The sequence below is a fragment of the Pseudonocardia sp. KRD291 genome, assembly GCF_019263595.1.
GTDB lineage: Bacteria > Actinomycetota > Actinomycetes > Mycobacteriales > Pseudonocardiaceae > Pseudonocardia.
Map to the genome: position 1 here is coordinate 1 of NZ_JADQDD010000216.1, position 10,946 is coordinate 10,946.

General features: G+C 70.1%; 10 protein-coding genes and 2 pseudogenes. 4 read left to right on the top strand and 8 right to left on the bottom strand.

Translation table 11 applies throughout. The annotated features are described in order from the left end of the window. Nucleotides 1-1,009, top strand: a 1,009-nt coding sequence (locus tag I4I78_RS23915) for a M23 family metallopeptidase (RefSeq protein ID WP_308252314.1), incomplete at its 5' end; no start/stop codon positions are given. A 300-nt stretch (nucleotides 1,010-1,309) separates the two neighbouring features. Further along, the gene (locus I4I78_RS23920; protein WP_308252315.1) at nucleotides 1,310-1,882 is read left to right on the top strand and encodes a L,D-transpeptidase; all 573 of its coding nucleotides are present in this window, start codon (nucleotides 1,310-1,312) and stop codon (nucleotides 1,880-1,882) included. A gap of 491 nt (nucleotides 1,883-2,373) precedes the next feature. Here the strand turns inward: I4I78_RS23920 and I4I78_RS23925 are convergent, their stop codons facing one another. After that, nucleotides 2,374-2,817: a rhodanese-like domain-containing protein gene (locus I4I78_RS23925; RefSeq protein WP_308252316.1), complete on the bottom strand. Its 444-nt coding sequence runs from the start codon at nucleotides 2,815-2,817 to the stop codon at nucleotides 2,374-2,376. 419 nt (nucleotides 2,818-3,236) lie between these two features. Then, entirely contained in the window at nucleotides 3,237-4,496 is a 1,260-nt protein-coding gene (locus I4I78_RS23930; protein ID WP_218613727.1) for a glycosyltransferase family 2 protein, read from the bottom strand. A gap of 315 nt (nucleotides 4,497-4,811) precedes the next feature. Here I4I78_RS23930 and I4I78_RS23935 point away from each other — a divergent pair, with 315 nt between their 5' ends. Beyond that, nucleotides 4,812-4,979: a hypothetical protein gene (locus I4I78_RS23935; protein ID WP_218613728.1), complete on the top strand. Its 168-nt coding sequence runs from the start codon at nucleotides 4,812-4,814 to the stop codon at nucleotides 4,977-4,979. 140 nt (nucleotides 4,980-5,119) lie between these two features. Here I4I78_RS23935 and I4I78_RS33945 read toward each other — a convergent pair whose 3' ends face one another. The 4 genes and pseudogenes from I4I78_RS33945 to I4I78_RS23955 form a co-directional block, all read right to left on the bottom strand. Further along, nucleotides 5,120-6,085, bottom strand: coding sequence for a class F sortase (locus tag I4I78_RS33945; RefSeq protein WP_308252317.1), 966 nt, complete (start codon nucleotides 6,083-6,085; stop codon nucleotides 5,120-5,122). Nucleotides 6,086-6,284: 199 nt separating this feature from the next. Beyond that, nucleotides 6,285-6,431, bottom strand: a pseudogene (locus tag I4I78_RS34285) (transposase); the annotation flags it as partial. Nucleotides 6,432-6,569: 138 nt separating this feature from the next. After that, nucleotides 6,570-7,235, bottom strand: a complete 666-nt coding sequence (locus I4I78_RS23950; protein ID WP_218613729.1) for a hypothetical protein — start codon at nucleotides 7,233-7,235, stop codon at nucleotides 6,570-6,572. A 198-nt stretch (nucleotides 7,236-7,433) separates the two neighbouring features. Next, the gene (locus tag I4I78_RS23955) at nucleotides 7,434-7,622 is read right to left on the bottom strand and encodes a hypothetical protein (RefSeq protein WP_218613730.1); all 189 of its coding nucleotides are present in this window, start codon (nucleotides 7,620-7,622) and stop codon (nucleotides 7,434-7,436) included. A gap of 379 nt (nucleotides 7,623-8,001) precedes the next feature. Here I4I78_RS23955 and I4I78_RS23960 point away from each other — a divergent pair, with 379 nt between their 5' ends. After that, nucleotides 8,002-8,406 carry a MerR family transcriptional regulator gene (locus I4I78_RS23960; RefSeq protein ID WP_218613731.1) on the top strand — a complete coding sequence of 135 codons (405 nt, stop codon included), beginning with the start codon at nucleotides 8,002-8,004 and terminating at the stop codon, nucleotides 8,404-8,406. A 226-nt stretch (nucleotides 8,407-8,632) separates the two neighbouring features. Here I4I78_RS23960 and I4I78_RS23965 read toward each other — a convergent pair whose 3' ends face one another. Then, entirely contained in the window at nucleotides 8,633-9,748 is a 1,116-nt protein-coding gene (locus I4I78_RS23965) for an acyltransferase (protein ID WP_218613732.1), read from the bottom strand. A gap of 516 nt (nucleotides 9,749-10,264) precedes the next feature. Then, nucleotides 10,265-10,444: pseudogene (locus tag I4I78_RS23970) on the bottom strand (methyltransferase domain-containing protein); the annotation flags it as partial. Nucleotides 10,445-10,946: the final 502 nt, after the last annotated feature.

A 10,946-nucleotide genomic window follows, 5' to 3' on the forward strand; every position in this document is an offset into this window, starting at 1 on the left:
GGCACGGCACCGCTCCTCCGTGAGCCGGCGCGCACACCTCGGACTCCCGCTGCCGGTCATCTCGGCCGCTGCGGGAACCGATGGCGCATACCGGCTTCCCTCGCTCCCGCGCGCCGACACCTCCCTGCGTGCGTCGGCGCTACCCGTTCGCGTCATGGCCGCCGCCGTCGCAGGCAGCGCACTCGCGGCCACGGCCCAGATGGCGCTGACCGAGGCACTGCCGTCCGCACTCGACGGCGACAATGTCCTCCTGCTCGGCGTTGGTGAACTGTTCCCATCCGGAAGGGCGGTCGCACCGGACGCGGCCGCCCCGGCTCCGGCCGCCCCGAACCCGGCCCTCATCGACGTAACGTCTGTGCCGGCAGGCGCGCCGACGTCGCTCGATCCGCAGGTCGTCGGTGCCGCGGACCTGGTCAAGGCGGCCGGGTTCGACCAGGCCCCCGCCGAGCAGGCCGCCCGTGCCGCCGTGCAGGCAATCCGCGCCGCCGAGCAGGCGGCCCGCGCCGAGCAGGCGGCCCGCGTCGCCGAAGGGGCTCGGGTCGCCGAAGTGGCAAGACTCGGGGAACGGGCCCAGGCTGGTGCGGACCTTGACACGTCGACGGGGTCGGTCACCGCGTCAGGTGGCGGCGTGCAGATGATGGTGGGACGTGTCAGCTCCGGCTTCGGGCCCCGCTGGGATGCCCAGCACAAGGGCCTCGACATCGCGGCACCGATCGGGACCCCAATCCGAGTTCCGCTCGATGGGACTGTGATCAGCTCTGGGCCGGCCAGCGGATTCGGGCTGTGGGTGCGGGTGCGACACACCGATGGCACCGTCACCGTCTACGGCCACATCGACCGCACGTTGGTCGAGGTCGGGCAGCGGGTGTCGGCGGGTGAGGCCATCGCTGAGGTCGGCAACCGCGGCCAGTCCACCGGCCCGCACCTGCACTTCGAGGTCATCGAACCGGGGGGCGACAACACCAACCCGACCCCATGGCTCTCCGAGCGCGGAGTCGGCTTCACCTAATCGGTCGCCTCGGACCGTGGTCACCAGAACGCGGGCTCGGGCGAGTATCGGCCTCGGCCCGGGCGTGCTGCCGGGTGCGCGCGGTGGCGGTCACGCTGAGCTGTGCTCCCCGTGAGCCGGCCCTCGATTGCCGACCGCTACGCTCCGCGAGACCAGACCTACTATCCCGCTACCGAGGTCACTTCGGACGTGGCGGTGGGGTCTGAAAGGGCCAGGCGACCGCTCGCGGAGGAGCAGCGTCCTCACGATGAGAGATGACTGCCCGTCCCCGAGCGGGTGGCAGCGAGATGAGGAGTTCGCGTGAAGAATGTTCAAGGGGCCTCCCGATCCAAGGTCGCGGCCGCGGTGGTGGCGGGTCTGATGACGATGGCGGGGTTGGCGCTTGCCGGGCCGGCCTCGGCCAGTGACGAGGCCGAGACCAGTCCCGTGGCCCGGGCCGCGCACGCCGAGCCATTGACGCCGGGTACTCCGTGCTCGGTGTCGGCGCGGTCGTGTGTGGACCTGGAGTCGCAGCAGGCGTGGCTGATCCGGGACGGCAAGGTGATCCGCGGACCGGTGCGAATCGCCTCCGGCGGGGCCGATCAGCAGACCCCGGTCGGGCACTCGTTCCGCGTCTACCGCAAGGACAAGGACCACGTCAGCGGGGAGTTCAACGGCCCCGACGGGCGCCCGGCGCCGATGCCCTACTCCATCTTCTTCGCCGACGGAGGGGTTGCCTTCCACGGTGGTGACCGGTCCCGTTCCTCGGCCGGCTGTATCAAGCTGGAGCTCGGCGACGCCCAGGCGTGGTTCAACGACCTGCAGAACGGCGACAAGGTCCAGGTCGTGAACGCCTCCACAGAGATGGCCGCCCGCGGTACCGCGACCCGCTGATCGGTTCGGTCCCGTCGGACCGCCGCGGCCCCATGAGGCGGTAACCTGCGGGTCGCACCTGGCTTGATCTCCATCAAACCCGGTGCGAGACAGACAGCACGGCAGGCAGTCCGCGAGCAAGGGACCCTGCCCGAGTTGAACCGACCGCGTCCAGCTCACCCGCAGCACCGAGGTGAGGACCAGGGCGCCGCCGGTGAGCAGCATAATGAAGGCGGTGCCCGCTCACGTTCCCGGCTGGCATTTGATGCGGTGGCGAGCGGTTGGGCAGGCCATCGAGGCCGAGCGCGATCAGACCTCCGCCCGTGCTGCGCAGGTGTTGGCGAGTTCGATCTGGCTGTGGGTAGCGACCTTCACACACCCTCCACCGTGCTGGTCCCGGCCGGCGCCAAGGCCTGGGCCGGGACTAACGAGAGCGCGCAGCAGCAAGGCCGAGGTGCGACTCGAGCCGATCCGGGTACGGGTCGGGCACACGTAGGCAGAACTCGTGTCGATCACCCGGCAGGGGTGGAGGGCGTGGTGAGCAGCGCGAACCCCTGCTGTCTCCAGGCGTCCATGCCACCGCGCAGCTCGACGACATCGCGGTAGCCCAGCCGCGCCAGCTCGGTGGCGGCGATGGCACTCATCCGACCCGACTTACAGTAGATCGCCAGTGATGTCGTGCGATTGGTCGGGAGGCGGGCGGCGTCGGTGGCGATTCGGTCGAACGGGACGTCGATGTCGGTTCCCTCGATCGCGCCCTCGAAGGGAACGTGGACATTGATCGTGGTTCGGGTGGGTTCGGCCACGGCGGCCGCGAATGCGGCGGGCTCGAGCAACCGGCTCGCCGTCTGGGGTGTCGATGACGCGCCGGTCTCTTGCCGCGTCGGGTCCGCTGGCGGCGTCTGGCCCGCCCCGCACCCCGCCAGAAGGACGGCCAGGAGCGCGGCGAGCGCCACCGGGGGTCGCCTGTGACTGCGAGTGCGCACGGAGCGCGACGAGGTCGACCGGAAGGTCGGGCAGTCGACCCGCCGGGTACGCCCGCTCCCATCTGTCCGAGGGTCTGGGGTGAACGGTGCCATGCCAGCAGCCCGTTCGCCTGTTCGTGACAACCGCCCTCCTCGATATATTTCCGGGCTCAGCGCCCTACCTAGGCTACGTAGCCACATAGTAGCTGGGTGCGGCCGAGGATGCGCTGCGCTCGAGAGCTCACCGGCCGGTGCCGACGGTGTGCTCGCAGCCCGCCATCTGTCTCAGGGGTACCGCTCAGATCCGTGATGGTGGGCTCGATCGCCATGAGGTGGTGTCGCTGCTGGCTGTTGTCGGGAGGCGTGTTGCCTTCACGTCCGATACGGCCGCTGTACCGGCGCCCTGCGATTCAGCACGCGGACAGTGCCTTGCCGCGGCCCAGCTTTCGGGTCGGCTCATCACTGTATGCGGGCATCATCGGCGGCACGGTGCCGCCGGCTCGCCGGACGTCGCGGCGGGAGCGCAGGTAGCTCGCAGGTCCGGCGAGCAGTCCCCGCATCCGGCGCCGAGTTGCGTCCTGGGGTAACGCCTCGCCCGCGGCGGCCTCTCGATCGGCGATGTGTCGCAGCCGGCCCAGCGCGGCCGGCAGCCTGCGGATGGCGATCGCCCTGGCGGGCGGGGACAGCGCGACTTTGGCCAGGAAGCTGCCCAGCCCGATCGCGTAGCCGTCGAGCTGCTGGCGCAGGGCGGCCTGGTCGGGCCGGTGGTGGTGCCACACATAGGCGCCTGGGGCGTATCCGAGGGTGTGCCCGGCGAGCACCATGCGGACCATCAGTTCGCAGTCCTCGCCGCCGTGTGTGATGGTTCCCGGTCCGAGCGCCTCGTCGAACCCGCCGATCGCGCGGGCGACGTTCGTCCGGACGGCGAGGTTCGCCCCGATCCCGAACAGCCCGGGCGAGAACGGGAAGATCGCCGAGTCGGAGGGCGGCTCAGCCAGGGAGAACCGTCGGGTCGCGAAGCCCTTGTTCCAGGCCAGCGCGGTGTCGGCGGCCCGCTCCTCGGGCCGGGCGAGGCGCGCGGCGAGCACCGGCCCGCTCACGCAGGCCAGCGACGGGTCGGTAGCAAAGGCCCCGGCGATCCGCATGGCCCACGCGTGGTCGACCTCGGTGTCGTCGTCGGTGAACGCGACGATCGCGGTGCGGGCTTCGGCCAGGCCCCGGTTACGGCCGACCGAGGCCCCGCGGCGCGGTTCTTGCAGGTAGCGCACCCGCGGGCTGGCGAAGGTCCGCACGATCCGCGCCGTCGCGTCGTCGTCCGGATCGTTGTCGACGACCAGCACCTGCAGTGCCGGGTGGCCCCCGGCAAGCACACTGTGCAGGCACCGGGCCAGACTCTGCGGGCGGCCACGGGTCGCGATGACGACGGTCACCGGTTCGTTCGACATCGGCGCCGGGGCGACGGCGGTGGGCGCTCCGAGCGGTGCGCAGGCCCTCTCGATCTGCGTGGCGCTGGCCCTGCCCTGGTGCAGCGGCACGGTGATCTGGCCCTGCGGTGTGCCGCCTGCTGTGACCAGCAGTCGCGCCGTCACGAAACACGAGCCGACGTCGAGGTCATGGCGCGGCGCGAGCCGATCGAACTCGGCCACCCAGGTCGGTCCGTTCAGTGCCATGTGTCCGAGTCTCCGCACCGCCGCTGTGGCAACGCTGAGAGCTGGGGCGAGCTACAGATGCAGGTCATCGGTGGGGTTGGTATGGAGGCCTGGGCTGAGGCCTCCCGCATGTGAACGTGGGTTTGCCGGCAGGAGTGGGTCCTGGCGGTAGAGCCACAGATGTGGGAGGCCCCAGTGAGCGGGAATGGTACGAGTGTCGGGTTGGACGTGCACGCGCGCTCGGTCGTGGCGTGCGGGCTGGACGGGCGGAGCGGGGAGCTGTTCGAGCGCCGCCTGTGCCCGGATCATGGCGAGGTGGCCGCGTGAATCAGGTCGTTGCCGGGCCCGGTCGCGGTCACCTACGAGGCCGGGCCGACCGGGTTCGGGCTGGCCCGGGCCCTGATCGCGGGCGGGATCGAGTGCACGGTGGTGGCGGCGCCGTCGAAGCTGCAGTGCCCGTCCGGGGACCGGGTGAAGACCGACGCCCGTGATGCCCGCCACTGACCACGATCTGGTTCGAGCGCCGAGCCTCCCGTCGAGGCCAGCTCGAGCCGGTGAACGCGGCCTGATCGCGGCAGTCCGGCTTGCTCGGTGATCAGGGCCGCGGGCCATCCCGGCCTCGGTACGGCCCACCAGTAGTCTGCTCAGCTGATCTGACGGGCGAAGACGACGGTGTTGTTCCGGTAGGAGCCGGCCGAGGCGTCGAACGGGCCGCCGCAGGTGATCAGGCGCAACTCGGGCCCGGGAGTGTTGCCGTACACGGTCTGTTGTGGGAATGCGTCCTTGGGGAAGCTGCGGACGGTGTCGACGGCGAACTCCACGACCGCTCCGTCGGCGCGGGTGGCCTCGATACGGTCGCCGACCTTCAGTGCGCCGAGCTCGTAGAACACCGACGGCCCATTTGCCGCGGAATCGACATGGCCGATGATCACTGATGGTCCTAATTCGCCCGGGGTGGGGGAGCTGCGATACCAGGCGGCCTGGTCGTAGAGCGGGCCCGGCGCCGGAACCTCCATGGTCTCGTCGGGATTGAGGCCGACCGAGTTCACTACGGAGGCCACTTTGATCGCCGGGATCCGCAGCGACGTCGGCGCAGACTCGGGTAGGCCCACCCGCAGCGGGGTCGAGGCCAGCTCGGACGGCATGGCCCGGATCGGCTCGGAGACCGGTGCGGCCGACGGGGCGGGCGGTGCACCCTGTGGTGCCGCGACGCCGTAGCCGACCAGGATCAGACCGAGGGCGGTGAGCCCAGCGGTGAGCATGACGATCCACCGGCGGCGGCGCGGCCGGTGGATCAGCGGGTCGTTCGACATCATTATCCCCCAGTTCCTCGGACGATGACGTGCGGACTCAGGACGTGCGGACTGTGCTCTTTGTCGTGGGATCGAGCACGATGCCGTACCGGCCTCGGTGTCGAAGTTCCTCGGCAGGTGCTGGGCCTCACCCGACGCGGCTCCGTCGACGTAGGTGTCGACCCGGCCGGTTGCCACAGCGCCGGTGACACCGCGGCCCACATCCAGTGCATTTGTTGATGCCCAGTGCATTGTTGATGCCAGGCATTCGGTGAGGCACACCGCGCGGTTCGTCCTGTGAACCCCGGCCGTGGCCACCGATCCTCGAACGTGCCGCCGGCGGCGCGTTCAGGTAGGGCGGCTCTTTAAGACCTGGTGCCATAGGTTCGCTGACTAGGCGGACCCGACCGAGCTTGGACTTGTCCTCGATCCCGTGCCGAGCGATCCGCATTTGCTCCCGCGCCGGTGCAGCCCGGGGCCGGCCGGGTCGTCCACGGCGGCCACGCATTGCGGGGTTGGTCTCGAGCAGCGGCTCCAACAGTTTGCTGTCGTGGCTGTTCGCCGCGGAAAGCAAGGCGTGCAGCGGGAGCCCGTTCGCGTCGCACCCGACGTGGTACTTCCGAGTCGGCTCTACCCTGGTCAGTGGGGGTTCGGACCGCTCGATCCTCGTTTTTCAACCGCTCCGGCACCCGTCGATGTAGCCGCGGGCCCAGTTCGCCCGGCCCATGAGCGGCCGGACGCGGCGGGAGCGACGGCTCGATCAGCTCCCAGAGCTGATCCTGAGCCAGTCGCTGCTGCTTCGTCACGACCGATGACGATCAACTGTGCTAGCTCGAAGATCACGTACCGACATCCCGGAATTGAGACCAGGCCATAGGCCGAGCCCAGGGCCTGCGGTCATCGGTCGTGGTCCGGGCCCGACTGCGGTCGGTCGGACCCGCGGCGGGGTGTTCAGCGCGCCCCAGCCGGACTCGGTGATCACGGTCATAGCCACCGCGACCGCGGCCCCGACCACCTCCGGGCGCAGGTTCAGCACCGCGGCGAGCGCGCCGGCAACACCGGCGACCAGCACGGCCGGCTCGCCGTGCGGCTGCAGAGCCTGCCGGGCGGGCGCGTACCGGTCCCCGTCACCGCACATCAACTCGCGCAGCTCGTCGACGAAGCGCCGGCCCACATCGACGGGCAGACGGGGCTTGCCGCGCGCTGCGCCGGCAGCGCCGATCACGCGAGCGGGCCTGCGGCGCGGGCCTTGCGCCGCCTCCCGGCTGGGCCGCGGACCCGGGATCGGCCCCGCCGGGGGCGGGCCCGCCGTGCTCCGCTGCGCCATCTCGAGTACCGCGGTCACCTTCTGCGCCAGGTCACCGGACGGGCTTGCTGCGACGTAGCGGAACACAGCGGACGGCAGGCGAGCATCGAGACCGTCGAACCAGTCGATCTCGGTGCCGCTCTCCTCGCTCGTGATGATCATCGGAACCTCCGGCTTCCTGTGAGAGCATGTACGTAGTCACTCCGTACGTCGCCGGACCGGGCTGGCATCGTTACAGAACCGAATAGACCGCACGATCCAGATGAATCGGACTGGGCACGCCGCACCGCGTGGCCAGATGACGACGAACAACCGTGACCCGGCGTGCGACGGGGTGACGCGGCGGGGTGACGTCGCGGGTTAGGCATTCTTGTTGTCGGTGCCGAAGCTGGGCTCACCGGGGGCGGACTGGTAGCCCCCGGCATTGGCCACGTACGGGAACTTGCTCTGGTAGGGCAGGTTGGTGTTGCTGGTGCCATCGCGCACCTGGCTCGCCGCGGCGTCGGGGGTGGAGGACTTGTCGACCAGCGGTGATGGTCGGCCCAGCATCCTCATCGGTTCGGGGCCGGCGGCTGGACGTGGGTCGCGGCATCGGGAGCGGTTGAGGGAGTGCCCGCCGGCACTGAGCAGGTTCGAGTTGCGCACCGGTCCCGACTGGCCCGAAGACTGCAGGTGCGCAGGCAGCCCTGTCGTCAGTGATCGACATCGCCACGACCGACGACGATCAACGGTCCCAGCCCGAAGGTCAGGTACCGACACCCCCGCTTTTTGAGACCAGGTCCTATCGTGGGGCACCCCTCGCGCGAGGGCCAGGAGATCAGGAGCTGGTGCCGCTTCGGCGAGTGTCGTCCGATCGTCGGCGCGCCCTGGTCGGCGGGTTGTCGTGTGCCACGCTGGGCATGTGGAGTGCAGTGGGGTGGGGCAGGTGATGCAGATCGGCGAGGCCGCCAACCGGGTCGGTCTGTCGTTGCGGACGATGCGGCATTGGGATGAGGTCGGTCTGGCTGTGCCCTCGGCGCGCTCGGTCGGCGGGTTCCGGCTCTACACCGAGGCCGACTTGGAGCGGCTCCTCGTGATCAAGACGTTCAAGCCGCTGGAGCTGAGCTTGGAGCAGATGCGCGAGCTACTCGCCACCATGGACGCCGTCGCCGCCAATGCCGCCGGTGCGGGGGAGGGCGACGTCGAGGCGGCGGATGTGCTGCTCGAGCGGCTGACGATGTTCCAGGCCGTGACCGACAGCCGCATCGAGGCTCTGCGGGCCCAGGCCCAGAGCTTGGAGACGTTGTCGCGGGAGCTGCGCCGGCTGGCCACAGACGGCGCCCGGGCTCGGTAGCCGGCGCAGGCGGGCCAGCATCAAGTCCCGGGCGCCGTCCCGGGCCGCGGTGGCAAAGAGCGCCTTCCGATCGGGCAGACGCTTGGTCGAGCACCTCGATCCGCGTCAGCGGCATCTCGGGTGGGTTCGACAGGCCCGTCCATGGTGGGCGTCTCCATCAGGTAGGCGTCGTCGACGGATGGTGGGGTGCAGCGGTGGTCGACCCCGCCCGGCCTGTCTGAATCGATCACCTCGGGCGCCCCTGGGTAGGCATCGGGGTGCGCCCGTGTCGTGGTCGGCGCCGCCGCCGGGACAGCGTCGTGGCGATGCGGTCGGGCAGCGGGCTGTGCTTGTGACCCAGTGCGGGCTTCTCGATCAGGAACCAGGACAGCACCGCCACCGAAGCGACGATCGCGAGCCCGCTCACGACGAACACTGGCGTCGCGGTGGTGCCGAGCCCGGTCAGCACGAGCAGCTGCAAAATCGGCCAGTGATAGATGTAGAGACCGTAGGACAGGTCCGCGCGCATCGACCACGGCCACCGAAAGCACGCTCCGAACCAGACCAACACGTAGGCCAGCGGGGCGGCACCGAGCACCCGGTAATCGTCGAACGCGGCCACGCTGACCAGGAAGACGATGGCCGACCCCACGGCCAGATCGGTGCGCATCGGGATCTTGTGGGCGTAGAGGTAGGCGATCGCGCCGAGCAGGAACACCAGAGTCAGGCGCAGCACGCGGTCATTGACCAGCACCGGCAACCCCGCCTCCTGCAGGATCGTCAACACGGCCAGTATCCCGACGATCAGCGCGACGACGATCTTCCGCCGGCGCAGGATCCCGCTGACCCCGAGGGCGGCGACGAGCACGTAGCAGAACGCCTCGAAGAACAATGTCCACACGGCGCCGTTGAAGCTGACCCCCATCGGGGTGTCGGCGAGGATGCCGGCGATGTCGTACTGCACGATCAACAGGCTGGCGTTGCCGAACACATAGCGCAGCGCCGAGGGCTCCCCGGTGAGCTGGGTGGTCGCGGAGAGGCCTTGGGCCAGCGCGGCCAGGGGTGCGACGACGAACGCGGTCACCAGCAGACACACCCAGAACCCGGGCATGATCCGTAGAAAGCGGTGCCACACGAACCGGGGGAACGAGTCGAGGGTCAGGAAGCTGCGGGTGACCAGGAACCCGCTGAGGATGAAGAACCCATCCAGCCCGAAATCGCCCAGCGTGGATAGCCCCCAGCGCGCCTGCGAGCCGGTGCGGATCCCGATCCCGTGGTCGACCGCGACCAGCAGGGCGAACGACAGCCGCAGCACGTCGAAGCTGTTGCGCCGTGGATCGAACCTGTCGCGCAGTGTCGCCATGACCGCCTCCCACTCCGGTGTAGCGCCAGTCGCAGCGGCGCGCCGCAGGAGGAGTCGCTGACCTACCCGAACTCTCCTCTTACGTTAGAGTCGTGTTCCTGTGGCGAGCCTGAGGATCGTCGGGATCGCGATGCTCGGCGAGCCCCATACCGGTCCGACGGGCAGAGGGAGTGGGCATCGAGTGCGCGACAGTGCACCACCGTCTGCAGGCGGCGAGCCGGGCTATCGGGTCCTGTTCACCAGGGCCAACGGACGCGGTCGCGGCACGATCGTGGTCGCAGACGCGGGCGAAGCGCACCGTGAGGCGCACTCCATCGCGCAGGCGGGCGGACGGGCACAGGTGCAGTACCTGACCCGCACGGGAGCACTCCAGACGTTGGCTACCTACCCCTGATGGGCGCGGGCGTTGAGACCGAGCGCGTCTCTCCGGCGGGCGCGCTCGCCGGCGCGCCCGACTGATTCTCGTCCTTGGCTCGCACTTCGAGCGGGGTCGGCCCGACATGCATCCGATCTCAGCTACTCGAGCGCAAATTGACCTCCGACACGTGACAGCAGCAGATCACGCATGCGTGCGAGCATCACACCGGCGTTCATATGGTGCAGCGTGGCCACCGATACGACGACGTCGAACGAGCCGGGCTCGAAGGGGCGGGTGAGGAAGTCACCGAGCACGTAGTCGACGTGCTCGTCACCATCGTCGCCCGCGCGCGTGGCCGATGCTTGCCCGGGTCGGCATCAATGCCGGTCACCTCGGAAACGATCGCCCGCAGGCAGCGGGCGAGAGTGCCCTCGCCGCAGTCGACATCGAGCGCTCGCCGGGCCCGGCCGGGGATCGCGTCGAGGATCACCGGGTAGTAGCGGATGTGTGGTTCCACGGCTCGGCAGTCGACGGCACAGCTCATCATTGCCGGCGAACCAGCCGATGCGGCCGCGGAACCGTCGCCCACCCCGTCACACGACCCCGGCTGCACGATGCGTCCTCTGTGGTCGGGCCGGGTCATCCACCCGTGGGGCCCCGGTCGCGGCGGGGCGACGTCCCCGCCCGCGCGGGGCGCGAGCCAACGAGTTCGCCGCCCGTAGCCGGTGGCCGGGGCCCACCCGGGCTTGCGCTGCGCCGCACCGGCCGAGTCGTCGGCGGGGCCGGCTGTGGCCGGGTCGGCGCATCGGCCCCCTCGTCTCCAACTGGCTGCCCGTGGTC

Bases quoted from the DNA above. Each gene is read 5' to 3' on its own strand.
- I4I78_RS23930 (WP_218613727.1), bottom strand. From the start codon at position 4,496: ATGGCACTGAACGGACCGACCTGGGTGGCCGAGTTCGATCGGCTCGCG.
- I4I78_RS23950 (WP_218613729.1), bottom strand. From the start codon at position 7,235: ATGATCATCACGAGCGAGGAGAGCGGCACCGAGATCGACTGGTTCGAC.
- I4I78_RS23955 (WP_218613730.1), bottom strand. From the start codon at position 7,622: ATGCTGGGCCGACCATCACCGCTGGTCGACAAGTCCTCCACCCCCGAC.
- I4I78_RS23960 (WP_218613731.1), top strand. From the start codon at position 8,002: ATGCAGATCGGCGAGGCCGCCAACCGGGTCGGTCTGTCGTTGCGGACG.
- I4I78_RS23965 (WP_218613732.1), bottom strand. From the start codon at position 9,748: ATGGCGACACTGCGCGACAGGTTCGATCCACGGCGCAACAGCTTCGAC.